Origin of the sequence: Microcella alkalica (assembly GCF_014595885.1) — a bacterium.
Taxonomy (GTDB): Bacteria; Actinomycetota; Actinomycetes; order Actinomycetales; family Microbacteriaceae; genus Microcella; species Microcella alkaliphila_B.
In genome coordinates, this window is the sequence record NZ_JABUKC010000002.1 from 299533 (window position 1) to 325618 (window position 26086).

Genomic DNA, 26086 nt, shown 5'->3' on the forward strand with positions numbered 1-26086 from the left:
TCATGACCTCCGCCACCCTGACCGAGGCCTCGAGCCGGCCCGCCGCCCCGCAGCTCAGCATCGGCTCGATCCCGCTCGCCGTGCCCGTCGTGCTCGCCCCCATGGCGGGCATCACGAACACGGCGTTCCGTCGGCTGTGCCGCGAGTACGGGGCGGGCCTCTACGTGAGCGAGATGATCACGAGCCGAGCGCTCGTCGAGCGCACGCCCGAGAGCCTGCGCCTCATCCGCCACCACGAGTCCGAGACGACGCGCAGCATCCAGCTCTACAGCGTCGACCCGGTGACGGCGGGGGAGGCGGCGCGGTTCCTCGTCGGCGAGGGCCTCGCCGACCACATCGACATGAACTTCGGCTGCCCCGTGCCGAAGGTGACACGCAAGGGCGGCGGCGCGGCCCTGCCCTGGAAGCTCGCGCACTTCCGCAGCATCGTCGAGCAGACGGTCAAGGCCGCGGGCGACATCCCGGTGACGGTGAAGATGCGCAAGGGCATCGACGCCGACCACCTGACCTACCTGGAGGCGGCGAAGGCCGCCGAGGGCGCGGGCGTCTCCGCGATCGCGCTGCACGCGCGCACCGCGGCCGACTTCTACTCGGGTCACGCCGACTGGTCGGCGATCGGCACGCTCAAGGAGACGATCACGAGCGTGCCGGTGCTCGGCAACGGCGACATCTGGTCGGCCGATGACGCTGTGCGCATGGTGGCCGAGACGGGCTGCGACGGCATCGTCGTCGGTCGCGGCTGCCTCGGTCGGCCGTGGCTCTTCGGCGACCTCGCCGCGGCGTTCCGCGGCGAGCAGCACAAGGCCATGCCGAGCCTCGGCGAGGTCGGCGACGCCTTCCGCCGCCACGCCGAGCTGCTCGTCGACTTCTTCGACGGCGACGAGCTGCGCGGCTGCCGCGACATCCGCAAGCACGTCGCGTGGTACTTCAAGGGCTATCCGGTCGGCGGCGAGCTGCGCGCTCGCCTCGCGAGCGTCGAGAGCCTCCAGCAGCTCGATGACCTGCTCGGCGAGCTCGACCGCGACGAGCCGTACCCCGGCGAGGCCGCCGAGGGTCAGCGCGGCCGCGCCGGCACCCCCAAGAAGCCCGCCCTGCCCGAGCGCTGGCTCGACAGCCGCGAACTGTCGAGCGTCGAGAGCGCCGACGTCGCCGCCGCCGAGCTGCACAACAGCGGAGGATAGGCCCGCGTGACCTCCCACTCCCACGAGCCGGGCGCGCCGTCGCCGGGCTACGAGCCGCGCGACGCCGAGCGCTGGCTGCCCGAGCAGCACTCCACGCGCCGCAGCGATTTCGCTCGCGACCGCGGCAGGCTGCTGCACTCCAGCGCCCTGCGGCGCCTGGCGGCGAAGACGCAGGTGCTGAGCCCCACGAGCGGGCTCGACTTCGCGCGCAACCGGCTCACGCACTCGCTCGAGGTCGCCCAGGTCGGCCGCGAGCTCGCGGCGAGCCTCGGGCTCGACCCGGACGTCGTCGACACGGCGTGCCTCGCGCACGACCTCGGGCACCCGCCGTTCGGCCACAACGGCGAGCGGGCCCTGAACGAGTGGGCGCGCGACATCGGGGGCTTCGAGGGCAACGCGCAGACGCTGCGCCTGCTCACCCGCATCGAGCCGAAGGTCTTCGGGCCCGACGGCCGCAGCTACGGGCTCAACCTGACGCGCGCGAGCCTCGACGCGAGCACGAAGTACCCCTGGCCGCAGTCGCAGGGCATTCCCGACCCGAGCGGGCGCAGCAAGTTCGGCTTCTACGACGACGACGCGGCAGCCTTCGACTGGATGCGCGCCGGCGCCCCCGACCGCGTGCGCTGCATCGAGGCCGAGGTCATGGATCTCAGCGACGACATCGCCTACAGCGTGCACGACTTCGAGGATGCGATCGTCAGCGGGTACCTCGACGTGCCGGCCCTGAGCGCGCGCGTCAATCACGACGAGCTCGTCGACGCGATGTTCGAGTGGATCGGCGGCGAGATCAGCCACGACGAGCTCATCGCGGCGTTCGACCGCCTCGATCACCTGGACTTCTGGATCGACTCGTGGGATGGCTCGCGTCGCGATCTCGCGCGCCTGAAGAACCTCACGAGCCAGCTCATCGGCCGCTTCGCGCACGAGGCCGTGCACGCGACGCGCGCGGCGCATCCCGACCGCCCGCTCGCGCGGTTCGGCGCCCACGTCGTCGTGCCGCGGCAGACGCAGGCCGAGATCGCCGTGCTCAAGGGCATCGTCGCCGCGAACGTCATGTCGACCAACAGTCGCCAGCCGATCTACGCCCGCCAGCGCGCGCTGCTGACGGAACTCGCCGACGCCCTGTGGCAGACGGGGGATGCCGCACTCGACCCCGGCTTCGCCGATGACTTCCGTGCCGCGGGCGACGACGCCGCACGGCGCCGCGTCATCGTCGACCAGGTCGCGAGCCTCACCGATCAGTCGGCGATGAGCTGGCACGACCGGCTGGCCTCGTAGACTCGGGCCCGTGGCAGGCCTCATCAAGCGCAGCGATATCGACGAGGTCAGGTCGCGCACCAACATCGCCGAGATCATCGGCGACTACGTGAGCCTCAAGGGCGCCGGCGTCGGCTCGTTGAAGGGCCTGTGCCCCTTCCACGACGAGCGCAGTCCGAGCTTCCACGTGCGCCCGCAGGTCGGGTTCTACCACTGCTTCGGCTGCGGCGAGGGCGGCGACGTGTTCACCTTCCTGCAGAAGATCGATCACGTCACCTTCAGCGAGGCCGTCGAGCGACTGGCGCAGCGGCTCAACTACACCCTCAGCTACGAGGAGGGCGGGCCGAGTCGTGACGACGGCGGCAGTCGCCGCCGCATCCTCGCCGCGAATGAGGCGGCCGAGGCGTTCTTCCGCGCGCAGCTGCAGTCTCCGGAGGCGGAGCCCGCGCGCCGGTTCCTGGGCGAGCGCGGCTTCGACCCCGCCGCGGCGGAGCGCTTCTCGATCGGCTACGCGCCGAACTCGTACGACGCGCTCGGCGCGCACCTGCAGGCGCAGGGCTTCACCGTCGACGAGCTGCTCGTCGCCGGACTGCTCGGCAAGGGCGACCGCTCGCCGTACGCGCGGTTCCGCGGTCGGCTGATCTGGCCCATCAAAGACACGACCGGGCAGACCCTGGGCTTCGGCGCGCGGAAACTGCTCGACAGCGACCAGGGCCCCAAGTACCTCAACACGCCCGAGACCGCGGTGTACCACAAGAGCCAGGTGCTGTACGGGCTCGACCTCGCCAAGCGCGACATCGCGAAGGGGAAGCAGGTCGTCGTCGTCGAGGGCTACACCGACGTCATGGCCTGCCACCTCGCGGGCGTCACGACGGCCGTCGCGACGTGCGGCACGGCCTTCGGCGTCGACCACATCAAGGTGATCCGTCGCATCATGGGCGACACCGACAGCAGCGACGTCTCTCAGCTCGGCGAGGTCGTGTTCACCTTCGACCCCGACGAGGCGGGGCAGAAGGCCGCGAGCCGCGCGTTCGCGGAGGAGCAGCGCTTCTCGGCGCAGACCTTCGTCGCCGTCGCCCCCGAGGGCCTCGACCCGTGCGACCTGCGCCTCAAGCGCGGCGACGACGCGATCCGGATGCTCGTCTCCAGCCGCAAGCCCATGTACGAGTTCATGGTGCGCCGCCGCCTGGAGCAGTTCGATCTCGAGACCGTCGAGGGCCGGGTCGCCGCACTGCGCGCCGCCGCGCCCGTCGTGGCGGGCATCCGCGATCAGTCGCTGCAGAGCGGGTACGCCCGCACCCTCGCCGGCTGGATCGGCATGGACCCGCAGGAGGTGTCGCGCGCCGTGCAGGCCGCGCGTCGGGCGGCGTCGAGCCGGCCGGCGAACGGTCGAGGTACCGCGGGCGGCGCAGGTGCGGGCGGTCGCGCGTCGACCGGTCCGGGTGCGGGGGCGCCGCCGCGCGGCCCGGTCGCGGGTGGGCCGGCGGGGCCGGGTGCCTCCGCGCCGGGAGGTGCGCCGACGCCGGCGCGTCCGACCACGGGGCCCTCCGGGCGCGCGCCGCTCGACGCGCACGCCCCGGACGACCCCTACGGCGATGCGCCGCCCCCGCCGGAGGACGCGGGTCCCGGCGGCGCCAGCCCCACGGTGAGCCTCGCCGACCTGCCGAACGACCCCGTGACCCGGCTCGAGCGCGAGCTGCTCATGGCGGTGCTGCAGCATCCCGGCGAGATCGATCGCGAGGTCGCGCTGCGCGCGCTCCACACGACGTTCTCGGCGCCGACGCTCGGCACGGTGCGCGACGCGCTCGTCGCGGCGTTCGAGCACTACGGGGCGCAGACCTGGGTGGCGCGCGTCGCCGAGGAGGCCCCGGCGGCATTCTCGCCGCTCGTGCTGCAGCTCGCGATCGCGCCGCTGCCGATCCGCGGCGACCACGTGCGGGAGTACTGCCAGGGCGTGACGACCTCCCTCATCGAGCGCGACCTGCTGCGCCGCAAGACCGAGCTGCTCGGGTCGCTCCAGCGCACCGATGCCACGGCCGACCCCGAGCGCTACCGCACCCTCCAGCGCCAGCTCGTCGACCTGGAGGCCGAGCGCCGTCGCGTGCGCGGCGACTGACGGGCCGACCCTCGCCGCCGTCCGGCACGGGCACGAGCGACCTCCGGGCGCAACCCCCGCGCGGATGAGCATCGCTCGCACTAGACTCGTCGTGGCTCCCGGAGGCGAGGGGCCGCGATCGCCCGCGTGGGCGACCGCTCAGCGGCCTTGGCCGCCCGGAGGGGGAGCTCCATGACCGCAGTCGATCGTCTGCGCCGCACGATCCGAGCGCGCGGCGCCCGACTCGCGGGCGCGGCGCGCGGCGAGGGCGGCGCAGAGCGCAGCAGCGACCGCGCCCACCGCCTCGACGATCCGCGGCGCGAGCTGCGGCCGTCGGTGCGCGCCGTCGACCTCTCGGTGCGCTACCGCGGCGGCGAGGGTCACGCGGCCGCCGACGCCCTGACGGGCATCACCTTCGACATCGCCCCTGGCGAGACCCTCGCCGTGATCGGCGAAGCCGGCAGCGGCAAGAGCACGCTCGCGACCGTGCTCGCGGGCCTCACCTCGCGCACCGTGCCCCGCGGGCCGGAGATCACCGGCGGCTCGCTCGAGGTGCTCGGCGTCGACGTGCGCCACGTCGACCGGCACGGCGACGACCAGCTCGAGCTGCGCGTCGGCCACGTGCCGCAGGATGCCTCGGCCGTGCTCGACCCGCACCTCACGGCGGGCGAGAACGTGGCGCTGCCGCTGTTCCAGCGCAACCCGAAGCTCGCCAAGAAGGTCGCCGGCGGCATCGTGGCGGAGGCGATCGACGCCATGCACCTGACGCTGGCCACGATCCCGATGTATCCGCACGAGCTCAGCCGTGGGCAGCGCCAGCGGCTCGCGATCGCGCGGGCGCTCGTGCTCGAGCCCGACCTGCTCGTCGCCGACGAGCCGACCTCGGGGGTGGATGCGACGCTGCGGTCGAGCATCCTCGATCACCTCGCCGAGGTCCAGCGTCGCCGTGGTTTCGCCGCCTTCATCGTCTCGAGCGAGATCGGCGAGATCCGGCGCCTGTCGCAGCGCCTCGCGGTGCTCCACCATGGGAGCATCGTGGGCATGGGCGGCATCGACGAGGTGCTCGGCGCGCCGACCCACCCCTACGTCGAACGACTCGCGGCGCTGTCGCGCGGCTGAACCCCGCGCGAGCCGGCGCCGAGCATCCCCGGAGGTCCTCGCGTGTCCCACGCCGCCCACATCCCGCCGCGCACGATGGTGCCGGAGCGCCCCGCCCCGCTCGACGCACCCGCGCAGCATTGCGATCCGCTCGCCGGTCGCAGCGCCGAGCCGCCGAGCGGCCGCCGACCGGAGCCCGGGCCCCTCGCGGTGCTGCCGCGCCCGACGGCGCTCTTCGTCGAGGCCGCGCTCGCGGGCGGCGCCACGGTCGGCGAGCTCTCCGATGCCACGCGCGGCCTCATCTGGCTCAGCGAGCAGCGCGCCGACGAGCTCGCCGAGGTGCTCGAGCGGCACCCGGGCATCGGCTGGGTGCAGCTGCCGTGGGCGGGCGTCGACGGCTTCGCGAGCATCCTGCCCCGCTACGCCGACGGCACCGGGCCGCTCTTCACGAGCGCGAAGGGCGCGTACTCCGAGCCGGTCGCCGAGCACGCCGTCGCCCTCCTGCACGCCGTGCTGCGCGAGCTCGCGCCGAAGGCTCGCGCGGCCCGCTGGGCGCCCGTGCGCACGGGGCTGTCGCTCTACGGTCGGCACATCGTGATCGTCGGCGCGGGCGGCATCGCGGCGGAGATCATCCGCCTGCTGCAGCCCTGGCGCGTGCGCATCACCGTCGTGCGGCGCTCGACCGGCGAGGTCGGCGGCGCCGACCGCACGGTGACGGTCGACCGGCTGCACGAGGTGCTGCCCGGGGCCGACGGGCTCATCCTCGCCGCCGCCGCGACGACCGAGACCCGCCGACTCATCGGCGCGCGAGAGCTCGCCCTGCTGCCGGAGCACGCCGCGCTCGTCAACATCGCCCGCGGCGCCCTCATCGACACGGATGCCCTCGCCGAGGCCCTGCGCGAGAAGCGCCTGCTCGGCGCGGGCCTCGACGTGACCGACCCGGAGCCGCTCGGCGACGACCACCCGCTCTGGCGCGAGCCGCGCTGCATCATCACCTCGCACTCGGCCGACACCCCGGAGATGACCGCGCCGCTGCTCGCCGGCCGCATCACCGAGAACGTCCGCGGCTTCCTCGGCGACGGACGGTTCGTGGGCATCGTGGACCCCGGCGCGGGGTACTGAGCGGCCTTCGTCGGTCGCGCTCGCGGCCCTCCGCGCGGCCCGCGCGTGCGCATCCGGTCTCGGAGTTCTGGTAACGTGTTCCTCGCTGTTCGCAGCGATCCTCGATAGCTCAATTGGCAGAGCAGCCGGCTGTTAACCGGCAGGTTCTTGGTTCGAGTCCAAGTCGGGGAGCCAACTCTCCATCTCGCACAGCGCCGGGCCGCAGGCCCGCGATGCGCGGTTCGCACGACGCCCCGGCGCGCGAGAGGATGACCCTGTGATCACCTGGCTGACCGAGAACGCCGCCGACATCGTGCTGGCCGCCGTGGCCGCCGTCGCCGCGCTCGTCGTCATCGCGATCGCGCTGCTCGTGGCGTGGCTGCGCGCCCGCGGGCGCGTCACCGGAGCGCACGCCGAGCGCGCCGCAGCGGAGCGCGCGCGGCTCGACTCGGAGGTCGCCCTCGCCGAGCAGACGAACCGGCTGCGCATCATCCGCGAGCTGCACGAGGTCGCCGCCCACTCGCTCTCTGTCGTCATCAGCCAGGCCGACGGCGCTCGGTACGCCGCGCAGCGCGACCCCTCGGCGGCGGGCCGCAGCGCCGCCGTGATCGCCGAGACGACCCGATCGACGCTCGCCGACCTGCGCAGGGTGATGTCGCTCGTCGGCGAGGGCGAGTCGGGCAGCGCCCAGGGTGCGCGCCTCGACGCCGCGCACGAGCTCATCAGCGTCATGCGCGAGCAGGGGCTCGAGGTCGTCGTGGAGGAGTTCGGCGAGGCCTTCCCGCTCAAGCCGGGCGCCGAGATCGCGATCTACCGCATCCTGCAGGAGGCCCTCGCGAACGCCCTCGCCTACGGCGGCCCCGGCACCGAGACGCGCGTCACCCTGACCTGGACGGAGCAGGGCCTGCAGCTCAAGGTCGAGGACGACGGCATCCGCGCCCAGGCCCGCCGCAACGGCGACGACCCCGCGGCCGCCGCGGCGACCACGATCGACGACGACCTCGCCGCCCTCACCCGCACGGTCGACGGCCGGGGCATCGCCGAGATGCGCTCCCGCGCCGAGCTGTACGGCGGCATCCTCACCGCGACGACGCAGGCCGGCGTCGGCTTCACCCTCTCCGTCGTCTTCCCGACCCTGCGGCACCACAACGGCGTGCACGGGGTCGACCTGCGGCGCTCGTGACCGGCCACGACGTCGAGGCGGCAGCGCGCCGCGAGGCGTGGCGGGCCTCCTGGGCTGTGGGCCTCGCGGTCGCCGCGTACGGCGTCTCCTTCGGCGCCCTCGCGGTCGCCTCGGGCCTCGACGTGTGGCAGGCCTGCGTGCTGAGCGCCGTCATGTTCTCCGGCGGGTCGCAGTTCGCCCTCATCGGCGTGCTCGCCGCGGGCGGCACCGCGTCCGGTCCGGCGGCGATCGCCGGCGCGACCTTGCTCGGGCTGCGCAACGGCCTGTACGCCGTGCGCGTCTCACCGATCGTCGGCCCCGGCTTCGCCAAGCGCCTGCTCGCCGGGCACCTCACCATCGACGAGTCGACGGCGGTCGCGACGGCGCAGCCGACCCTCGCGAGCCAGCGCATCGGGTTCTGGGCGACCGGCACCATCATCTGGGTCGGCTGGAACCTCATGACGCTCGTCGGCGCGCTGCTGGGCGACCTGCTCGGCGACGTGAGCGCTTTCGGGCTGGATGCGGCCGCCGCGGCGGCCTTCCTCGGTCTCGTGTGGCCGCGGCTGCGGGCCCTGCAGCCCGTCGTCGTCGCGGTCGGAGCCGCCGTCGTCACCGCCGCGGTCATCCCCGTGCTGCCGCCCGGGCTGCCGGTGCTCGTGGCCGCGCTCGTCGGCGTGCTCGTCGGCGTGCCCGACCTGCTCGGCCGACGAGACGCCGAGCCGCACCTCGCGCACCACGACGACGTGCCGCCGGCGCCCGACTCGGGGGAGTCGGAGCGATGACCGTCTGGCAGATCATCCTGCTCGCCTCGATCGCCGTGCTCGCGATCAAGCTGGCCGGCTACCTCGTGCCCGAGCGCGTGCTGCAGACGCCGACGGCGGCGCGCACCGCGAACCTCGTGACGGTCGCGCTGCTCTCGGCGCTCATCGTGGTGCAGACGATCGGCGCGGGCCAGGGCATCCTCATCGATGCTCGACTGCCGGCCGTCGTCGTGGCCGCGGGCCTCTTCGCGATCCGCACGCCGTTCATCGTGGTCATCATCGCCGCCGCGGGTGTCGCCGCGGCGCTGCGCGCGCTCGGCTGGGCGGCCTGAGGCCCGAACCGTCGGCGGATGCCCGGGGCGGCGCCGCCGTCTCCCGCGTCAGTCCTCGAGGTGGTCGCGCCCCGGCAGCCACGACTGCCCGGGGCCGCCCCACGAGTTGCGCTTGACGGCCTTGAGCGCCGCCTTGCCGTACGGGTGGGCCAGGCGGTCGACGTAGAGCACGCCCTCAAGGTGGTCGAACTCGTGCTGGAAGATGCGCGCCAGCCAGCCGTGCGCGTCGATCTCGTAGGCCTCGCCGTCGAGGTCGGTCGCCCGCAGCAGAGCGCGGTCGGCGCGCCGCAGCGGGAAGCGCTCACCCGGCACCGAGAGGCAGCCCTCGGCTTCGGCGTCCTCGTCGAGCTCGTCGAGGGCGAGCGGGCTGATGAGCAACTCGGGGTTGATCGCGACGCCGCGCCAGTGCACATCGTCCTCGTCCGTCCAGTCGTAGACGAACACGCGCGCGTCGACGCCGACCTGCGGCGCGGCGAGCCCGACACCCGGGGCGGCGGCCATGGTCTCGAACATGTCGGCCACGAGCGCGCGCAGCGCGTCGTCGACGCGCTCGACGGGCGCCGCGGGGGAGTGGAGCACCGGCTCGCCGGTGATGCGGATCGGGAGCACGGCCATTCGTCCAGGATATCGACCGACCGATCGGTACAGTGTCCGGGTGCTTCCCCCCGAGCTGAACGTGCTGACGGATGAGCTCATCCGCAGTCCGTTCCTCGGCATCGGCATCCCGCTCGCACTCATCGGCGCCGTATTCCTCTCCCTCGGCGCCCAGTTCCAGCATCGGGGCGTCGCGAAGGTCGAGGCGCACCTCGGCGACGGCAGCAGGGCGGGCCTGAGCCCTCGCCAGCTGCTGCACCTGCTGCGCAGGCCCTCCTGGCTGCTGGGCACCGTCATGCTCGGGCTCGCGATCGTCTTCCAGCTCACGAGCCTCGGCTTCGCGCCGCTCATCGTCGTGCAGCCGATCGGCGTCGTCGCGCTCGTCATCACGGCGATCCTCAACGCTCGGCTGTCGGGCATCCGACTCGACCGGAAGGCGATCGGCGCGATCGCGATGAGCGTCGGCGGCGTCGGCACCTTCGTCGTGGTCGCCGCCACGTTCGCCGTCGAGCAGCGCATCGACGAGCGCCAGCTGCTCACCGTGCTCGGCATCCTCGGCATCGTGACCGCGGCCTTCGGGCTGCTCTTCGCGCTGCGACGCCGCAGCGCGGGTGCCATGTTCTACATCGCCGGTGCCGGCGTGCTTTACGGCTTCGTCGCCACGCTCGCGAAGGTCGTCATCAACCGCATCGTCAACGGCAACTTCGAGTGGCTCACCGTCGTCGCGATCGTCGCGCTGCTCGCGAGCGCCGCGCTCGGCGGCTACTTCGTGCAGACGGCCTACTCGGTCGGCTCGCCCGACCTCGTCATCGCCGGGCTCACCGTCATCGATCCGCTCATCGCGGTGCTCATCGGCGTCGTCGTGCTGGGGGAGGCGACGCTCATCCCGCTGCCCGCCGCGACCATCTCCGTGGCGGCCGGCGCGATCGCGATCGTGGGCGTCATCCGGCTCGCCAAGCACCATCCCCAGACGCACCGCTGAGGTACCGTAGACTCCGCTGGTCTTCCCCCGACCGCGGCGCTCCGCGCGCCTGCCCCGAGACGCAAGGACCACTTCCACCGTGCCTGACGCCCCGCATGCCGACGCGGCGAGACCTCAGCCGATGCGCATCCTGATCGGTGCAGACACCTTCGCCCCCGACGTCAACGGAGCCGCCAAGTTCGCCGAGCGCCTCGCCGCAGGCCTCGTCGAGCGCGGCCACGAGGTGCACATCGTCGCACCCCGCCCGGAGGACGGGCCCAACGTCACGCGCACCGAGTACCACGAGGGTCAGCCGATGACGGTGCACCGCCTCCGCTCGTGGAGGTGGAAGCCGCATCCGTGGCTGCGCTACGCGCTCCCGTGGCGCATCGAGCGCAACGCCGCGCGCATCCTCGACGAAGTGAAGCCCGACGTCGTGCACTTCCAGTCGCACATCGTCGTCGGTCGCGGGCTCGCGCGGCAGGCCGCCGCGCGCGGCATCCGCATCGTCGGCACCAACCACTTCATGCCCGACAACGCGATGCAGTTCACGCCCTTCTTCGGCTCGCTGAAGGACGCCGCGATCCGCGGCATGTGGCGAGCGGCCGGCCGCACCTTCGGTCTCGCCGAATCGGTCACGACGCCGACCCGCAAGGCCGCCGACTACCTCGAGAAGTACACCGCGCTGCAGGGCGTGCACGCCATCAGCTGCGGCCTGCACATCGACCACTACACGCCGAACCTCGCGCCGCGCACCGAGAACGTCGCGCTCTTCCTCGGCCGGGTCGAGGCCGAGAAGCACATCGACGAGTTGCTGCGCGCGGTCGCCCTCCTCGATCCCGCGCTCGACGTCAAGGTCGAGGTCATCGGCGACGGCGAGCAGCGTGGGGCGCTCGAGCGGCTCGCGCGCGACCTCGGCATCGCCGACCGCGTGCACTTCGCCGGGTACGCGCCCGAGGAGTACCTGAAGCAGCAGCTCACCCGGGCATCCGTCTTCGCGATGCCGAGTCGCGCCGAGCTGCAGTCGATCGCCACGATGGAGGCGATGGCGTCGGGCCTGCCCGTCGTCGGGGCGAACGCCATGGCGCTGCCGCACCTCATCCACGACGGCGAGAACGGCTTCCTCTACGAGCCGGGCGACATCGAGGGCTTCGCCGCGCGCCTCGAGCGCGTCTTCACGATGCCGCACGACGAGCTGCTCGAGCTCAAACGCGAGAGCCTGCGCATCGTCGCCGGGCACGACATCACCCGCACGCTCGAGACCTTCGAGGCGCTCTACCGCGGCGAGGAGGTCGACGACCCGGTGGTCGACGGCGTCGGCTCGACGGCGCCCACGCCCGCACCCTGAGCTGACGCGTCGCCGTCGCTCGGTAGAGTGGCGCACGGGCCCTCGCGGCCCACGGGGCGGTAGCTCAGCTGGTCAGAGCAGCGGACTCATAATCCGTCGGTCACGGGTTCAAGTCCCGTCCGCCCTACCGCATCGTCCCGGCGCGGTCAGTGCGCGTCGCTGACAAGCTTCAGGCCGATGACGCACGCGACGATGCCGAGCACGAGCAGCAGCTTCACGACCGAGAGCGCCTCCGCACCGGTGAGCATCGCCCACACCACCGTGAGGCTCGCCCCGATGCCGACCCACACGGCGTAGGCGGTGCCGGTCGGGATCTCGCGCATCGCCCACGCGAGCCCCGCCATGCTGGCGGCGAGCGCGACGACGAAGACGAGTGACGGCCCGAGCCTGCTGAAGCCCTTCGACGCGCCGAGGGCGGTGGCCCACACGGCTTCCAGCACGCCCGAGGCGATGAGCACGATCCACGACATGACGGTCCTCCCGTGGCCAGTCTTGTCGCGTGCCGGGTACTGAACCGTCGTCCGGGAGCCCGAGTGCCGTGCTCTGCCATCAGCCTGCCGCACGTTCGTGAGCACCGCCTGAGCGCTGGTGAGCCTGCCCCTCGCTAGCATGCCGAGCAGGGCCGATCCGCGGCCACGAGGAGCCCGCATGACCGACTCGACGCAGCGCCGAAACGACCCCCCGACGCGGATGCCCAGCCTCGACACCCTCGCCGTCGCCGCAGCCGTGCTGCACCTGCTGGCCGCGCTCGGGCTGCTCGTCGCAGCACCCCGGCTCACGACGGAGCTGCCCGTCAGGCTCTCCGCCCCCGGCTTGCCGCCGGCGCCCTTCGCCGCCGTGGATCTCGCGGCGGCGGCCGCGGTCGTGCTGCTCGTGAGCGCCGTCGTACGGCTCGCGGTGGGCATCCCGCCGCTGCGCGAACGGCACGCCGCGGCGCTCGCGCGCGGGCGGGCGGGAGTGCGCTGGCTCGAGCTCTCGCAGCAGGCCGGCATCACGATCGTGCTCGTCGCGCTGCTCAACGGGGTGAGCGAGGCGGGCGTGCTCGTCGCGGCGTACGCCCTCGCCGCCGGTGCGGTGCTGCTGCTGCTGCTGCAGGATCGCTGGGTCGCGCCGGGCCGGGCCGGGCTCGCACCGTTCAGCGTCGGCGCCGCGATCGGCATCGTGCCGTGGGGCGTCGTCGCGCTCTACCAGGTCACGCGGCTCGTCGTCGGCGAGCCCGTGAGCCTGCTCGTGAGCGCGACGACCCTCGCGCTGCTCGCGCTCAGCGCCGCGCAGTGGTGGAGCGTGTGGTGGCACCGGCAGCCCGCTCGCGGCGAGGCCGCCGCGCTCGGCGCCGAGCGCGTCTTCCTGCTGCTGACCCTCGCGCACTCGGCGGTGCTCGCGACGGCAGCGCTGCTCGCCGGCTGACGGCGGCCGGCCACGGCGCGCCTCGCGGCCGCGACCTCGGCCCGACGGGCGGCGTCGGGGGGAACAGCGGCGCGCCGATTCGCGTTGGCCCGAGCATCCCCAGCAGGATGGAGCCCATGTCGAACGCCGCCTCGCCCACGCAGCCCACCGCGCCCGCCGCCCCCGCGACGCCGGAGGAGCGCTACGCGGTGTTCCGCGAGCGGCGCGACCTCGCCGCGGTGCAGCCGCAGGGCCCGCTCGCGCTCGTCAACACGCAGTGGGTCGACGCCGAGCAGACGATCTGGGGCGTGCCGGGCCGCTGGGCTCCGGCGCCCGAGGGCGGGCTGCTCGTCACGGCGACCGCCGCCGACGGCATCACCGTCGACGGCGAGCTCGTCGACGGCACCGTGCGCGTGCGCGGCAAGGACGACCCCTCGCCGTCGAGCATCGTGTTCGACGACCACACGACCGGCTTCGTCATCGCGGGGGAGGAGGGCGCCTACGCCCTGCGTGTGTGGGATGCCCGCAGCGAGGCCATCGAGAGCTTCGGCGGCATCGACGCCTTCGCCTACGACCCGGCGTGGGTGCTGACGGGCACGTTCCGCGAGATCGAGGGCGGCACGACGGTCGGCTTCGAGCACCTGAAAGACGACGGCAAGACGCGCGACGAGGTCGTGCCCGGCGAGATCCGCTTCACGCACGACGGGGTCGAGTACGACATCGCGGCTTTCAAGTCGGGGCGTGCGCTGCAGCTCGTCTTCGCCGACGCGACCAACGGCGACAGCACCTACTCGGTGGGCCGCTTCCTCTTCCTCGCCCCGAACTCGGACGGCACGATCACCCTCGACTTCAACCTCGCGGTGCTGCCCCCGTGCGCGTTCAGCTACAACTTCAACTGCCCGCTGCCGCCCAAGCAGAACCGCTTCCCGTTCGCGATCGAGGCGGGCGAGAAGAACGTGCTCGCCAAGGACGGCTCGCTGCTGCACTAGCCCCTCGAGCATCGGCGAGCGGGTGCCGATATCCTGACGGAGGCGTCCGACGGAGGGCGCCCCGGCGGAGGTGTCCCATGGCGAGCTCGTGGCACTCCGCTCCCGTGCCCGTCGGCGGCGCCGCCTGGCGCGATCGGCTCGAGGCGGCCCAGGCAGCTCCCGATGACGGCACGGACGGCATCCGGTCGGTCGTGGTCGACTCGTGGCGTCGCGCGCGCGACCGCTCCGTGGATCCCGACCGGCTCCCGGCCATCGACCTCGCCGAGGCCGAGCTGCGCGAGTACCGAGCGGCCCACCCCCTCGCCAGCACGCTGCCGATCATCCACCGACTGCTGATCCGGCACACCTTCGACTCGCGCCTCATCATCGCCGTCGGGGATCAGGCCGGTCGTCTGCTGTGGATCGACGGCGACCGCGACCTGCGGCGCCGCGCCGAGAGCATGGCCTTCATCGAGGGCGCGAACTGGTCGGAGGAGATCGCGGGCACGTCCGCTCCTGGCACCGCCCTCGCCCTCGACCACGGCATCCAGATCCGCGGCGCGGAGCACTACAACCGCATCGTGCACCCGTGGAGCTGCACCGCCGTGCCCGTGCACGATCCTGCGAGCGGTCGCATCATCGGCGTGATCGACATCACGGGCGGCGACGAGGCAGTCGCGCCCGCGACGCTGCCGCTGCTCGAAGCGACCGTCGCCGCCGTTGAGGCCGAACTGCACGTGCAGCGACTGGATGCTCTGACGAGCGCCCCGCGCACGGTCGAGCCGCCCGTCCGTCGCCGCACGCGCGCCGCGGTGACCCGCGAACCGCTCCTGCGCGTGCTCGGGCGCGAGACGGGACTGCTCGAGTCCGACGGTCGTGAGCTCGAGCTGAGCGCTCGGCACGCGGAGATCCTCGCGCTGCTCGCGTGGCATCCGGCCGGCCTCAGCGCCGAGGCCCTCGCGCAGGCGGTTCACGGCCGCGACGGCGCGATCGTGACGCTGCGAGCCGAGATGGTGCGCCTCCGCCGAGTGCTCGAGGAGGGCGGGCACGCCGATCTGGTCCCGCTCAGCCGGCCGTACCGGCTGCCTCGGCGTCTGCAGCTCGACGCGCACCGCGTGCTGGCGTTCCTCGACCGAGGCGCGCACCGTGTGGCCCTCGGACACTATGCGGGCGCGGTGCTGCCCGGCTCGAGCGCACCGGGTGCCGAGGCCATGCGCCTCGAGGTGGCTCGCCGAGTGCGCGAGAGCATGCTCTCCGACGCGACGGTCGACACGCTGCTCGACTACGCGCGAACCGACGATGCGGCACTCGACCTCGAGGTCTGGACGACGGCGCTGCGGCTGCTCCCGGCCGCGAGTCCTCGGCGCGCCGCGGTGGTCGGCCGCATCGAGATGATCGAGCGCGAGCTCGGCCGCTGACACTCGGCGCGGATCACGCCCCGCGGCAGCGGCCGCGGGCGCGCCCGCGCAACTGTCGGCAACCGGTCGCAACCTTCGGCGCCCTAGCGTGTGCGCACCGCGCAGCCCCGCGCGAGCATCCTGACAATGACGTCGAAGGAGAGTCATGACCGTCTACGCCGCACCGGGTTCGCCCGACTGCAAGGTCGTCTTCAAGTCCCGCTACGAGCACTGGATCGGGGGTGGATGGGTCGCGCCGGTGAAGGGCCAGTACTTCGAGGACATCTCGCCGGTCAACGGGAAGGCTTTCGCCGAGGTCGCCCGCGGCACCGCTGAGGACATCGAGGCCGCGCTCGACGCCGCGCACAAGGCCGCTCCCGCCTGGGGCCGCACGAGCACGACCGAGCGCGCCGCCGTGCTCAACCGCATCGCCGACGTGATCGACGCGAACCTCGAGCTGCTCGCCGTCGCCGAGACCTGGGACAACGGCAAGCCGATCCGCGAGCCGCTCAACGCCGACCTGCCCCTCGCGGCCGACCACTTCCGGTACTTCGCCGCCGCCATCCGCGCGCAGGACGGCGACTTCCAGGAGATGGACGGCGACATGACGTCGTACCAGTACCACGAGCCGCTCGGCGTGGTGGGCCAGATCATCCCCTGGAACTTCCCCATCCTCATGGCGGCCTGGAAGCTCGCCCCCGCCCTCGCCGCCGGCAACGCGATCGTGCTCAAGCCGGCCGAGCAGACGCCCGTCTCGATCCTGGTGCTCATCGAGCTCATCGGCGACATCCTGCCTCCCGGCGTGGTCAACATCGTCAACGGCTTCGGCGTCGAGGCCGGCAAGCCGCTCGCGAGCAGCAGCCGCATCCGCAAGATCGCCTTCACGGGCGAGACGACGACCGGCCGCCTGATCCTGCAGTACGCGAGCGCCAACATCATCCCGGCGACGCTCGAGCTCGGCGGCAAGAGCCCGAACATCTTCTTCTCTGACGTCGCCGACCGCGATGACGCGTTCTACGACAAGGCGCAGGAGGGCTTCACGCTCTTCGCCTTCAACCAGGGCGAGGTGTGCACCTGCCCGAGCCGTGCGCTCATCGAGAAGCCGATCTACGACCGGTTCCTGGGCGACGCGGTCGAGCGCACGCGCAAGGCCGTGCAGGGCAACCCGCTCGACACCGACACGCAGGTGGGCGCGCAGGCCTCGAACGATCAGCTGGAGAAGATCCTGAGCTACATCGACATCGGCAAGCAGGAGGGCGCGAAGCTGCTGCTCGGCGGCGAGCGCAACGACCTCGGCGGCGACCTCAGCGAGGGCTACTACGTGACTCCCACGATCTTCGAGGGGCACAACGGCATGCGACTGTTCCAGGAGGAGATCTTCGGGCCCGTCGTCGCCGTGACGAGCTTCGACGGCTACGACGACGCGATCTCGATCGCGAACGACACGCTCTACGGCCTCGGCGCGGGCGTGTGGTCGCGCAACGGCAACGTCGCGTACCGGGCCGGCCGCGACATCCAGGCGGGCCGGGTGTGGATCAACAACTACCACGCCTACCCGGCCGGGGCGGCGTTCGGCGGCTACAAGAGCTCGGGCATCGGGCGCGAGAACAACAAGCTCGCCCTGACGCACTACCAGCAGACGAAGAACCTGCTCGTCTCGTACTCCGAGAACAAGCTGGGCTTCTTCTAGCAGGCCGTGCGCGGGGCGGCGGCGGAGGCCTCGCCCCGCGCACTCGCAGACCGACGGTCGGCCGCGAAGCCTGGTCGCGGCCGACCGTCGTACGCTTCACCCACCCGCGGCATGCGCCGCGACGCACGAGGAGGTGCCGAGCATGCTGGAATCCGCTGTGACGATCGAGGGCGAGTCGGTCTCGAGGGTCGCCCTGACCGACGAGTCGGTCGCGCTGCTGCGACGGCTGTGGCAGCAGCACGGCCCGCTCATGTTCCACCAGTCGGGCGGCTGCTGCGACGGATCGTCGCCCATGTGCTTCCCGGCCGGCGACTTCGTCACGTCCGATCAGGACGTCCTGCTCGGTCGCTTCGACATCGCGCCAACCGGCTCGACCGGCCAGCCGCTCGAGTTCTGGATGAGCGCCGAGCAGTTCGCGTACTGGAGCCACACCCACCTCACGGTCGATGTCGTCGCCGGTCGCGGCAGCGGCTTCAGTGTCGAGGCCCCCGAGGGCGTGCGCTTCCTCATCCGCTCGCGCCTCATGGAGACCGCTCAGCCCTTCGCCTGAGCGGCGCGCGTCGACGCACCAGCGCGGCGGCGTCGGCGGGGCCGGGCAGACTGGTGCGGTGCACATCGTGGTCGACTCCGCAGCGAGCGGGCGGATGCTCGTCGCCGACGAGCACGCCACGACCGAGCTCGACCCGCCGGCGCTCGCCGCGGCCATCGCCGCGCGCGAGCACGAGGCGCCCGAGCCCCCGCGCTGGGTCTGGAGCGACACGGCCCGCTGGTACCCCGACCTGCTCGCCGCCGGGGTGCGCGTCGAGCGCTGCCACGACCTGCGCCTGGTCGATCAGCTGCTCGCCGGGGTCGACGGCCGCCCGACCGACCCGCGGCTCGCGCGCGCCGTCGAGCCGACGCGTCTCCCGCTCGCCGCGCCGCAGGCAGACGCCCTGTTCGAGGTCGAGCCGGCCGACGCGACGCCCGTCGTCCCCGCCGATGGCGCCCGCGACGCGGGGCAGCGCGAGCCCGCGCCCCTGGTCGACGTCGCCGCCGCGCAGCGCGCCGACCTCGCGCGTGAGCGCGGCCCCGGCCTGCCGACGCCGCGCGACCTCGCGCTGCTCGCCGCCGCCGAGTCGGCCGGCGCCCTCGCCGCGGTCGAGATGCACCACGTCGGCCTCCCGTGGAGCGCCGAGCACCACGACGCCCTCCTCACCGAGCTGCTCGGCCCGCGCCCGGCGAGCCTCGGCGCGCGCCCCGAGCGCCTCCAAGCCCTCGCCACGGAGGTCGAGCACCGGCTCGACGCCGCCTCCGGCACGGTGCCGCTCGACTCCCCGCCCGAGCTCGTGCGCGCGCTGCGCCGCGCGGGCCTCGACGTGTCGAGCTCGCGCTCGTGGGAGCTCAAGCGCCTCGATCACCCCGCGATCGAGCCCCTCCTGCGCTACAAGAAGCTCAGCCGCCTGCTCACCGCCAACGGCTGGCACTGGCTGGAGCAGAACGTGCGCGACGGCCGCTTCCGCCCGAGCTACGTGCCGGGCGGCGTCGTCACCGGCCGCTGGGGCTCCGACGGCGGAGGGGCGCTCCAGCTGCCGAAGCTCGTCCGCAGCGCCGTGCGCGCCGACCCCGGCTGGGTGCTCGTCGTGGCCGACGCCGCGCAGCTCGAGCCGCGCATCCTCGCCGCGCTCTCGAACGACGCGGCCATGGCGCGCGCCGGCGCCGGCGTCGACCTCTACCAGGGCATCGTCGACAGCGGCGCGGTCGCCTCGCGCGAGCACGCCAAGCTGGGGATGCTCGGCGCCATGTACGGCGGCACCACGGGCCAGAGCGCTCGCGTGCTGCCGCGACTGCAGCGGGTGTTCCCGCAGGCGATCAGGTTCGTCGAGGATGCGGCGCGCGCGGGAGAGCGCGGCGAGCGCGTGCGCACCCGGCTCGGGCGCACCTCGCCGCAGCCGAGCGAGGAGTGGCACGAGCGCCAGCTCGTCGCCGCCTCCGACGGCGCGAGCGAGGCGCAGCGTGCGGCCGCGCGGTCGGAGGCGCGCTCGTGGGGCCGCTTCACCCGCAACTTCGTGGTGCAGGGCACCGCCGCCGAGTGGGCCCTGTCATGGATGGCCGGCGTGCGCCGCCGACTCTGGTCGCCGTCGGGCGGGCCGCTGGCCTCGCAGCCTCACCTCGCGTACTTCCTGCACGACGAGCTCATCGTGCACGCTCCGCGCGAGCGCGCGGGCGACGTCGAGCTCGCGCTGCGCGCCGCCGCAGCCGACGCCGGCCGCCTGCTCTTCGGCGACAGCCCGGTGGGCTTCCCGATCACCGTCGCGGTCGTCGAGCGCTACAGCGACGCGAAGTAGCGGCGCTCAGCGCGCGGAGCCGTGCGAGGGTGACTCGACGCCCTCGGGCGCCGACGCCGGCTCGGCGGCGCGGCGCCCGCGACGCCGGCGGTCGGTGCGCAGCGGCCACGGCTCGATGACGGGCAGCGAGTCGAGCCACGCGAGCGCCGCGGAGCGCAGCAGGCGCTGCGCGTGGGCGGCCGAGGCCTGCGCCGCGCCGCCGGAGGGGTCGGCGGTCTCGGCGGAGGCTCCGTCGCGGGGCGACCAGAGCATCCGGTAGTTGGCCAGCAGGGTCTCGAGGTGGTTGCCCGGCAGCGACATCGCCAGCAGCACGCGCTCGACCATCTCGTGCCAGTCGGCGAGGTCGGGCTCGGTGAGGTGCATCCGGGCCTCGATCGCGCCCGAATCGGTGAGCTGGTAGAGCGGCAAGTTGTCGGGGGTCGAGCCGGCGTCCTCGACGAGGCCGTCTCGGCGGAGGCGGTCGAGCGTCGAGTAGACCTGGCCGACGTTGAGCGGCGCGTCGCGTCGCGTGCGCTCCACCACCTCGGCGTGCAGCTGGTAACCGTAGGCGGGGCCGAGGGTGAGCACGGAGAGCAGCGAATGACGAAGCGTCATGAGCCCAGACTATGCGGCGTATGCATCGGCTCGAAAATCGCTCGACGACATCGAACGACATGCTTGTGATTCCCCACAGTTGTGGGGAATAATGCGGGAAGCGGGTGACCGCACAACTGAAGACGCCGCTGCACCGTCACCAGGTCGATGGGGAAGTCGAATCTGACGGAACGGAGAAGACAGTGGCAACAGCAACGGCTCGCGGAGTGCTCTACGTGCACTCCGCTCCGCGCGCGCTCTGCCCACACATCGAGTGGGCGGCAGGTCGCGCCATCGAGCGCGCCGTCAGCTTCGACTGGATCGACCAGCCGGTGCTGCGAGGCGCCATGCGCACCGAGTTCACTTGGGAGGGGGAGCGCGGCACGGCGGCGCGGATCGCCAGCGCGCTGCGCGGCTGGGAGCACCTGCGCTTCGAGGTCACCGAGGAGGCCGGGTTCGGCACCGACGGCGGCCGCTGGATGCACACGCCCGACCTCGGCATCTTCTACGCCCAGACGGACGTCGCGGGCAACATGGTGATCCCGGAGGATCGCATCCGGTACGCGATGGAGGTCGCCGGCAGCAACACGCTTGAGCTGCACCGCGAGCTGCGCCTCGCCCTCGGCCAGGCCTGGGACGACGAGCTCGAGGTGTTCCGGCACGCGGGCGAGGGCCAGCGCGTGGTCTGGCTGCACCGCGCCGGCTGACGCCGCGCGCGTCGACAACTCAGGACGATCGACCCCCGACCCTCAGGATCGCAGCACCGCATCGCGTCGACAACTCAGGACAACGGGCGCCACGGGCACCGGGTGAACGCTCCCCGGGGCTCGCGAGACGTGGCTCGTCCTGAGTTGTCGACGCGGGCGCCTCGGTCGGGCGACGCGATTGTCCTGAGTTGTTGACGCGCGGCGCGGCGGCCCGGGAACGCGAGGGGCGGGCCGTCCGCAGACGACCCGCCCCGTGCGCGCGGCCTAGACCGAGCGGAACGCGATGACCGAGTTGTGCCCGCCGAACCCGAACGAGTTCGAGATCGCGAGCTGCGGCCCGTCGCCGAGCGGGCGCGGCGAGGTGACGACGTCGAGCGGGATGCGCTCGTCCTGGTGGTCGAGGTTGATCGTCGGGGGAGCCGTGCGCTCGTGCAGGGCCAGCACCGTGAAGACGGCCTCGAGCGCGCCGGTGCCGCCGAGCAGGTGGCCCGTCGAGGCCTTCGTCGCCGACACGGGGATCGACCCGACGCGGTCGCCGAACACGCGCTTGAGCGCCTCGTACTCGGCGACGTCGCCGACGGGTGTCGAGGTCGCGTGGGCGTTGATGTGCGTCACCTCGTCGGGCGAGGCGCCGGCCTGCGCGAGCGCGGCGATGACGGCACGCGCGGCCCCCGAGCCCTCGGGGTCGGGCGCGGTGATGTGGTACGAGTCGGAGGTCACCGATCCGCTGGCGAGCTCGGCGTAGATGCGGGCGCCGCGGGCGAGCGCGTGCTCCTTCGTCTCGAGCACGAGGGCCGCAGCGCCCTCGCCGAGCACGAAGCCGTCGCGGTCGATGTCGTAGGGGCGCGAGGCGGCGGCGGGGTCGTCGTTGCGCTTCGAGAGCGCCTGCATCGAGGCGAACGCGGCGATCGGCAGCGGATGCACGACCGCCTCGGTGCCGCCGGCGACGACGATGTCGGCGAGGCCCTGCTGCAGGTGCTCGTAGGCGTTGGCGATCGCCTCGGTGCCGGAGGCGCAGGCGGAGACGACGGTGCGGGCGCCGGCACGAGCGCCGAGCCCCATGCTGATGGCGGCCGCGGCCGCGTTCGGCATGAGCATCGGGATCGTCATGGGCAGCACCCGGCGGGGGCCCTTCTCCTTCAGCACGTCCCATGCGTCGAGGAGGGTCCAGAGCCCGCCGATGCCGGTGGCGTAGTCGACGAGGATCCGCTCGGGAGCGATGTCGGGGGCGCCGGCGTCGGCCCAGGCCTCGCGCGCGGCGATGAGGGCGAACTGGGCCGAGGGGTCGAGGCGCTTGACCTCCTGCCGCTCGAGCACCTCCTCGGGGCGCACCTTCGCCTGCGCGGCGAAGGTGACGGGCAGGTCGTGCTCGGCGACCCAGGGCTGCTCGAGCGCGCGGGCGCCGGATTCGCCGGCGAGCAGCGCCTCCCAGCTCTCGCGAGCCGTGCCGCCGAGGGGGGAGGTGGCACCGATTCCGGTGACGACGATCGTGGTCATGACGTCCGCTTCAGTCAGGGGTGGTGGAGTGCGGTGCGGTCGCCGGGGCCGTTCCCGTGGGAGCCGGCCCCGGCATCCGCGTCAAGGTCTAGCCCTGGGCGTTGACGATGAAGGTGACGGCGTCGCCGACGGTCTTGAGGTTCTTGACCTCCTCGTCGGGGATCTTCACGTCGAACTTCTCCTCCGCGTTGACGACGATCGTCATCATCGAGATCGAGTCGATGTCGAGGTCGTCCGTGAACGACTTGTCGAGCGCGACCGAGTCGGTCGCGATGCCGGTCTCGTCGTTGATGAGCTCGGCGAGGCCCGCGAGAACCTCTTCGGTGGTGTGTGCCATGGTGTTGTCTCCTCAGGGGGTGTCGAATGACCGTCCCCCATCCTAGGGCGGGGGTGCGCGCGGGGCGCGGTGGCCGGGGTGGTCGTGGCGGGCTAGGGCAGCCGCACCACCTGGGCGCCGAAGACGAGGCCGGCGCCGAAGCCGATCTGCAGGGCGAGGCCGCCCGAGAGCTCCGGATGCTCCTGCAGCAGTCGATGCGTCGCGAGCGGGATCGACGCCGCCGAGGTGTTGCCCGTCGTGGCGATGTCGCGCGCGATGACGACGCTCTCGGGCAGCTTCAGCTGCTTGGCGAACTCGTCGATGATGCGCATGTTGGCCTGGTGCGGGATGAACGCCGCGAGCTGGTCGGCGGTGACGCCCGCGGCCTCGAGCGCGCGCTGGGCGACCTTCGCCATCTCCCACACGGCCCAGCGGAAGACCGTCTGGCCCTCCTGGCGCAGCGTCGGGAACTCGCCGGCCGCGACGCCCTCCGCGATCGTGTGGTCCATGCCGATCGTCTCCCACTTGGAGCCGTCGGAGCCCCACACGCTCGCGCCGATGCCGGGGGCGTCGGCGGGGCCGACGATCGCGGCGCCGGCGCCGTCGCCGAGCAGGAACGAGATGGTGCGGTCGGTGGGCTTGGCGAAGTCGCTGAGCTTCTCGGCGCCGACGACGAGCACGAACTCGGCCGCTCCGGCGCGCACGAGGGCGTCGGCCTGCGCGATGCCGTAGGTGTACCCGGCGCACGCGGCCGACACGTCGTAGGCCGCGGCCGGGTTCGCGCCGACGCGCTCGGCGAGCAACGCCGCGAGCGAGGGCGTCTGCACGGGGTTCGAGATCGTCGAGACGATGACGGCGCCGATGCGGCTCGGCTCGATGCCGGCGCGCTCGATCGCCTCCTTCGCGGCGGCCTCGGCGAGGTCGACGGCGGTCACGGCAGCGGAGGCGCGCATGCGGGTGATGACCCCGGTGCGCTGGCGGATCCACTCGTCGGAGGAGTCGATCGGCCCGACGATGTCGTCGTTCGGCACGGTGACGTCGCCGCGAGCGGCGCCCACCGACCAGATGCGCGTGAACGGCACGCCGACCGACTGCTTCAGGACGGGCTGCTCGCTCATGCGGTCTCCAGCATCTCGATCGCGGCGGGGAGGTCGTCGGGGGTCTTGATGCCGACGGTCGGCACGCCCTTGAGGCCGCGCTTGGCGAGGCCCACGAGCGCCCCGGCGGGGAGGAGCTCGATGACGCCCGTGACGCCGTCGGCCGACATCGACTCCATGCAGAGGTCCCAGCGCACGGGCGAGGAGATCTGCCCGACCAGCAGGTCGACGAACCCCGCTCCGGAGGTCACGACCGAGCCGTCGCGGTTCGTGTAGAGACGGATGCTCGGGTCGGCGGCGGGGACGCTCGCGGCGGCGGCGCGCACGCGTTCGACCGCCGAGCCCATGTAGCTCGTGTGGAACGCGCCGGCGACCTGCAGCGGGATCACCCGCGTGCCCGGCAGCGGGTCCGACGCCAGCGCGTCGAGGTTGCGCAGCTCGCCGGCGACGACGGTCTGGCCGCCGCCGTTGACGTTGGCGGCCTCGAGGCCGAGCTCGACGAGGCGCTCGCGCAGGGCATCCGCGTCGCCGCCGAGCACGGCGCTCATGCCCGTGGGCACGGCGGCAGCGGCGTCGGCCATCGCGAGGCCTCGCTCGCGCACGAGGCGCAGCGCGTCGGCCTCGTCGAGCACGCCCGCGATCGCGGCGGCGGCGAACTCGCCGACGGAGTGCCCGGCGACCGCGCCGACCTTCTCGCGGCGGCCCTCGAGCAGCGCGGCGGCGCTCACGAGCGACGCGGCGACGATGAGCGGCTGCGCGATCGCGGTGTCGCGGATGGTGTCGGCGTCCGACACGGTGCCGTGCGCGACGAGATCGATGCCGGCGGCCTCGCCGAGCGCCTCGACGCGCGCGCGGTGCGCGGGATCGGCGAGCCACGGCTCGAGGAAGCCCGGGGTCTGCGACCCCTGGCCGGGGGCGACGACGACGATCATGCCTTCATCCTTCCAAAGGGGCGAGGGAGGGGGAGGTGGTGGACGAGGGCCAAGAACTCGTCGGGACCTTGTCAGGAAGGTACAGGGCGACGGATGCCCGGCACGGCATTCCTCGTCAGCGTCGCTGCCCCTCGGGCTCGGCGATCGAGCCCACGATGAGCGCGCACTGCAGGATGATCGCCTCGCGGGCGCCGGTGGCGTCCCACCCGATGACCTCGCTGATGCGCTTGAGGCGGTAGCGCACGGTGTTGGGGTGCACGTAGAGCTCGCGAGCGGTCGCCTCGAGGCTGCGGCCGTTGTCGAGGTAGGCCCAGAGGGTCGTCAGCAGCTCGGTGTTGTGCGCCTTGAGCGGCTTGTAGATGCGGTTGATGAGCGTCGCGCGGGCGATCGGGTCACCGGCGAGCGCGCGCTCGGGCAGCAGGTCGTCGGCCAGGGTCGGTCGCGGGGCGTTGCGCCACGAGCGGGCCACCGCGAAGCCCGCGAGGGCGGCCTTCGCGCTCTTGCCGGCGTCGACGACGTCGGGCACCTCGGGGCCGAGCACGAGATGGCCGGTGCCGAAGAACGGCTCGAGCGACTGCGCGATCTGCGGGAAGCTGGCCGGCGCCTGAGGCGGCTCGTCGGCCTTCGGCAGCGCGCGACCGATGACGACGACGAGGCGGTTGCCCTGCACGCCGATGAGCACATCGGCGTCGACGTGGCGCGCGGTGCGGCGGATCTGGTCGACGTCGACGATGCGCGGCGTCGTGCCCACGAGCACGCACACCTCGCCGTGACCGTTCCAGCCGAGCGCCGCGATGCGGCTGGGCAGCTCGTTGTCGTACTCGCCGCTGAGGATCGAGTCGACGACGAGGGCCTCGAGCCGGGCATCCCACAGGCCGCGTGCCTCGGCGGCGCGCGCGTAGACGTCGGCGGCGGCGAAGGCGATCTCGCGGCTGTACAGCAGGATCGCCTCCCGCAGGCTCTGGTCGCCGCTCGTGACGCGCTCCTCGACGACCTCGACCACGACGCGGATGAGCTGCAGGGTCTGCTGCAGGCTCACCGAGCGCAGCAGCTCGCGCGGGGCGGCGCCGAACACGTCGGCGGCGATCCACGGCTGGGAGGTGGGGTCGTCGTACCAGCTGATGAGCGAGCTGATGCCCGCCTGCGCCACCAGCCCGACCGCGGAGCGCCGGCTCGGCGGCATCTCGCGGTACCAGGGCAGGGTGTCGTCGAGCCGCTTGAGCGTCGCCGTGGCGAGCTCGCCCGAGATGTTGCGCAGATACTGCAGGGTCTGGGCCTTCGTCATCGACGCCATGGCTCGTCCCTCCTC

The 26086-nt window shown here is 73.1% G+C and carries 25 protein-coding genes, 2 tRNA genes and 1 riboswitch; of the genes, 19 read left to right on the forward strand and 8 right to left on the reverse strand.

All coding sequences use genetic code 11. The features are described 5' to 3' along the window. Positions 1-2: 2 nt before the first annotated feature. The 9 genes from dusB (at position 3) to ID804_RS05935 (ending at position 8987) form a co-directional block, all read left to right on the forward strand. Positions 3-1181 (forward strand): tRNA dihydrouridine synthase DusB, encoded by a 1179-nt coding sequence (gene dusB, locus ID804_RS05895; RefSeq protein WP_169078050.1) that lies wholly within the window; start codon positions 3-5, stop codon positions 1179-1181. A gap of 6 nt (positions 1182-1187) precedes the next feature. Continuing rightward, positions 1188-2459, forward strand: coding sequence for a deoxyguanosinetriphosphate triphosphohydrolase (locus ID804_RS05900; RefSeq protein WP_169078051.1), 1272 nt, complete (start codon positions 1188-1190; stop codon positions 2457-2459). 10 nt (positions 2460-2469) lie between these two features. Next, positions 2470-4554, forward strand: a complete 2085-nt coding sequence (dnaG, locus tag ID804_RS05905; protein ID WP_169078052.1) for a DNA primase — start codon at positions 2470-2472, stop codon at positions 4552-4554. A gap of 171 nt (positions 4555-4725) precedes the next feature. Continuing rightward, positions 4726-5652: an ATP-binding cassette domain-containing protein gene (locus ID804_RS05910; RefSeq protein WP_169078053.1), complete on the forward strand. Its 927-nt coding sequence runs from the start codon at positions 4726-4728 to the stop codon at positions 5650-5652. Between the two features lie 42 nt (positions 5653-5694). Next, the gene (locus tag ID804_RS05915; protein WP_317451191.1) at positions 5695-6753 is read left to right on the forward strand and encodes a D-isomer specific 2-hydroxyacid dehydrogenase family protein; all 1059 of its coding nucleotides are present in this window, start codon (positions 5695-5697) and stop codon (positions 6751-6753) included. Between the two features lie 98 nt (positions 6754-6851). Then, positions 6852-6927 (forward strand) — tRNA-Asn (locus tag ID804_RS05920). An 82-nt stretch (positions 6928-7009) separates the two neighbouring features. Further along, the gene (locus tag ID804_RS05925; protein WP_169078054.1) at positions 7010-7915 is read left to right on the forward strand and encodes a sensor histidine kinase; all 906 of its coding nucleotides are present in this window, start codon (positions 7010-7012) and stop codon (positions 7913-7915) included. After that, entirely contained in the window at positions 7912-8676 is a 765-nt protein-coding gene (locus ID804_RS05930; protein WP_169078055.1) for an AzlC family ABC transporter permease, read from the forward strand. The genes ID804_RS05925 and ID804_RS05930 overlap by 4 nt, the downstream gene beginning before the upstream one ends. Continuing rightward, positions 8673-8987 carry an AzlD domain-containing protein gene (locus tag ID804_RS05935; protein ID WP_169078056.1) on the forward strand — a complete coding sequence of 105 codons (315 nt, stop codon included), beginning with the start codon at positions 8673-8675 and terminating at the stop codon, positions 8985-8987. Before ID804_RS05930 ends, ID804_RS05935 begins: the two co-directional genes overlap by 4 nt. A gap of 48 nt (positions 8988-9035) precedes the next feature. Here ID804_RS05935 and def read toward each other — a convergent pair whose 3' ends face one another. After that, positions 9036-9602: a peptide deformylase gene (gene def / locus ID804_RS05940; RefSeq protein WP_169078057.1), complete on the reverse strand. Its 567-nt coding sequence runs from the start codon at positions 9600-9602 to the stop codon at positions 9036-9038. Between the two features lie 40 nt (positions 9603-9642). On the opposite strand from def, the gene ID804_RS05945 reads away from it, so the two are divergent. From ID804_RS05945 to ID804_RS05955, 3 genes are all read left to right on the forward strand, one after another. Beyond that, the gene (locus tag ID804_RS05945; protein ID WP_317451192.1) at positions 9643-10563 is read left to right on the forward strand and encodes a DMT family transporter; all 921 of its coding nucleotides are present in this window, start codon (positions 9643-9645) and stop codon (positions 10561-10563) included. A gap of 121 nt (positions 10564-10684) precedes the next feature. Then, positions 10685-11890 carry a glycosyltransferase gene (locus ID804_RS05950; protein WP_169078061.1) on the forward strand — a complete coding sequence of 402 codons (1206 nt, stop codon included), beginning with the start codon at positions 10685-10687 and terminating at the stop codon, positions 11888-11890. Between the two features lie 53 nt (positions 11891-11943). After that, a tRNA-Ile gene (locus ID804_RS05955) sits at positions 11944-12017 on the forward strand. A 19-nt stretch (positions 12018-12036) separates the two neighbouring features. On the opposite strand, the gene ID804_RS05960 is transcribed toward ID804_RS05955, so the two are convergent. Further along, complete coding sequence (locus ID804_RS05960) at positions 12037-12360, reverse strand: DMT family transporter (RefSeq protein ID WP_169078063.1); 324 nt, start codon at positions 12358-12360, stop codon at positions 12037-12039. Between the two features lie 11 nt (positions 12361-12371). Then, positions 12372-12437, reverse strand: a riboswitch (guanidine-III (ykkC-III) riboswitch). Between the two features lie 101 nt (positions 12438-12538). Between ID804_RS05960 and ID804_RS05965 the strand changes: the two genes are divergently transcribed. From ID804_RS05965 to ID804_RS05990, 6 genes are all read left to right on the forward strand, one after another. Next, positions 12539-13297 carry a hypothetical protein gene (locus ID804_RS05965; protein WP_169078065.1) on the forward strand — a complete coding sequence of 253 codons (759 nt, stop codon included), beginning with the start codon at positions 12539-12541 and terminating at the stop codon, positions 13295-13297. A gap of 116 nt (positions 13298-13413) precedes the next feature. Further along, complete coding sequence (locus ID804_RS05970; RefSeq protein WP_169078067.1) at positions 13414-14265, forward strand: DUF1684 domain-containing protein; 852 nt, start codon at positions 13414-13416, stop codon at positions 14263-14265. 77 nt (positions 14266-14342) lie between these two features. Continuing rightward, positions 14343-15662 carry a GAF domain-containing protein gene (locus ID804_RS05975; protein WP_169078069.1) on the forward strand — a complete coding sequence of 440 codons (1320 nt, stop codon included), beginning with the start codon at positions 14343-14345 and terminating at the stop codon, positions 15660-15662. A gap of 145 nt (positions 15663-15807) precedes the next feature. Further along, on the forward strand, positions 15808-17331 hold the full coding sequence (exaC, locus tag ID804_RS05980) for an acetaldehyde dehydrogenase ExaC (RefSeq protein WP_169078071.1): 1524 nt from the start codon (positions 15808-15810) through the stop codon (positions 17329-17331). Between the two features lie 142 nt (positions 17332-17473). After that, on the forward strand, positions 17474-17881 hold the full coding sequence (locus ID804_RS05985) for a DUF779 domain-containing protein (RefSeq protein WP_169078073.1): 408 nt from the start codon (positions 17474-17476) through the stop codon (positions 17879-17881). A gap of 94 nt (positions 17882-17975) precedes the next feature. Further along, positions 17976-19655: a bifunctional 3'-5' exonuclease/DNA polymerase gene (locus ID804_RS05990; protein ID WP_169078734.1), complete on the forward strand. Its 1680-nt coding sequence runs from the start codon at positions 17976-17978 to the stop codon at positions 19653-19655. Positions 19656-19661: 6 nt separating this feature from the next. On the opposite strand, the gene ID804_RS05995 is transcribed toward ID804_RS05990, so the two are convergent. Further along, entirely contained in the window at positions 19662-20249 is a 588-nt protein-coding gene (locus ID804_RS05995) for a PadR family transcriptional regulator (protein WP_188219172.1), read from the reverse strand. 182 nt (positions 20250-20431) lie between these two features. On the opposite strand from ID804_RS05995, the gene ID804_RS06000 reads away from it, so the two are divergent. Then, positions 20432-20935 carry a DUF3145 domain-containing protein gene (locus ID804_RS06000; RefSeq protein ID WP_317451193.1) on the forward strand — a complete coding sequence of 168 codons (504 nt, stop codon included), beginning with the start codon at positions 20432-20434 and terminating at the stop codon, positions 20933-20935. A gap of 264 nt (positions 20936-21199) precedes the next feature. Here ID804_RS06000 and ID804_RS06005 read toward each other — a convergent pair whose 3' ends face one another. The 5 genes from ID804_RS06005 to ID804_RS06025 form a co-directional block, all read right to left on the reverse strand. Beyond that, positions 21200-22432, reverse strand: a complete 1233-nt coding sequence (locus ID804_RS06005) for a beta-ketoacyl-[acyl-carrier-protein] synthase family protein (RefSeq protein WP_169078075.1) — start codon at positions 22430-22432, stop codon at positions 21200-21202. Positions 22433-22520: 88 nt separating this feature from the next. Then, positions 22521-22769 (reverse strand): acyl carrier protein, encoded by a 249-nt coding sequence (locus ID804_RS06010; RefSeq protein WP_169078077.1) that lies wholly within the window; start codon positions 22767-22769, stop codon positions 22521-22523. A gap of 92 nt (positions 22770-22861) precedes the next feature. Then, a complete protein-coding gene (locus ID804_RS06015; protein WP_169078078.1) occupies positions 22862-23866 on the reverse strand; it encodes a beta-ketoacyl-ACP synthase III in 1005 nt (334 codons plus the stop codon). Then, complete coding sequence (locus tag ID804_RS06020) at positions 23863-24777, reverse strand: ACP S-malonyltransferase (RefSeq protein ID WP_169078079.1); 915 nt, start codon at positions 24775-24777, stop codon at positions 23863-23865. The genes ID804_RS06015 and ID804_RS06020 overlap by 4 nt, the downstream gene beginning before the upstream one ends. A 115-nt stretch (positions 24778-24892) precedes the next feature. After that, on the reverse strand, positions 24893-26062 hold the full coding sequence (locus ID804_RS06025; protein WP_169078738.1) for a PucR family transcriptional regulator: 1170 nt from the start codon (positions 26060-26062) through the stop codon (positions 24893-24895). Positions 26063-26086: the final 24 nt, after the last annotated feature.

What these genes read in the sequence shown, in the direction of transcription:
- ID804_RS06005 (WP_169078075.1), bottom strand. Translation starts at nt 22,432, where the DNA reads ATGACCACGATCGTCGTCACCGGAATCGGTGCCACCTCCCCCCTCGGC.
- ID804_RS05970 (WP_169078067.1), top strand. Translation starts at nt 13,414, where the DNA reads ATGTCGAACGCCGCCTCGCCCACGCAGCCCACCGCGCCCGCCGCCCCC.
- ID804_RS05935 (WP_169078056.1), top strand. Translation starts at nt 8,673, where the DNA reads ATGACCGTCTGGCAGATCATCCTGCTCGCCTCGATCGCCGTGCTCGCG.
- def (WP_169078057.1), bottom strand. Translation starts at nt 9,602, where the DNA reads ATGGCCGTGCTCCCGATCCGCATCACCGGCGAGCCGGTGCTCCACTCC.
- ID804_RS05975 (WP_169078069.1), top strand. Translation starts at nt 14,343, where the DNA reads ATGGCGAGCTCGTGGCACTCCGCTCCCGTGCCCGTCGGCGGCGCCGCC.
- ID804_RS06025 (WP_169078738.1), bottom strand. Translation starts at nt 26,062, where the DNA reads ATGACGAAGGCCCAGACCCTGCAGTATCTGCGCAACATCTCGGGCGAG.
- ID804_RS05995 (WP_188219172.1), bottom strand. Translation starts at nt 20,249, where the DNA reads ATGACGCTTCGTCATTCGCTGCTCTCCGTGCTCACCCTCGGCCCCGCC.
- ID804_RS05960 (WP_169078063.1), bottom strand. Translation starts at nt 12,360, where the DNA reads ATGTCGTGGATCGTGCTCATCGCCTCGGGCGTGCTGGAAGCCGTGTGG.
- ID804_RS05910 (WP_169078053.1), top strand. Translation starts at nt 4,726, where the DNA reads ATGACCGCAGTCGATCGTCTGCGCCGCACGATCCGAGCGCGCGGCGCC.
- ID804_RS05990 (WP_169078734.1), top strand. Translation starts at nt 17,976, where the DNA reads ATGCTCGTCGCCGACGAGCACGCCACGACCGAGCTCGACCCGCCGGCG.
- exaC (WP_169078071.1), top strand. Translation starts at nt 15,808, where the DNA reads ATGACCGTCTACGCCGCACCGGGTTCGCCCGACTGCAAGGTCGTCTTC.
- dusB (WP_169078050.1), top strand. Translation starts at nt 3, where the DNA reads ATGACCTCCGCCACCCTGACCGAGGCCTCGAGCCGGCCCGCCGCCCCG.
- ID804_RS06010 (WP_169078077.1), bottom strand. Translation starts at nt 22,769, where the DNA reads ATGGCACACACCACCGAAGAGGTTCTCGCGGGCCTCGCCGAGCTCATC.
- ID804_RS06020 (WP_169078079.1), bottom strand. Translation starts at nt 24,777, where the DNA reads ATGATCGTCGTCGTCGCCCCCGGCCAGGGGTCGCAGACCCCGGGCTTC.
- ID804_RS05985 (WP_169078073.1), top strand. Translation starts at nt 17,474, where the DNA reads ATGCTGGAATCCGCTGTGACGATCGAGGGCGAGTCGGTCTCGAGGGTC.
- ID804_RS05965 (WP_169078065.1), top strand. Translation starts at nt 12,539, where the DNA reads ATGACCGACTCGACGCAGCGCCGAAACGACCCCCCGACGCGGATGCCC.
- ID804_RS06015 (WP_169078078.1), bottom strand. Translation starts at nt 23,866, where the DNA reads ATGAGCGAGCAGCCCGTCCTGAAGCAGTCGGTCGGCGTGCCGTTCACG.
- ID804_RS05950 (WP_169078061.1), top strand. Translation starts at nt 10,685, where the DNA reads ATGCGCATCCTGATCGGTGCAGACACCTTCGCCCCCGACGTCAACGGA.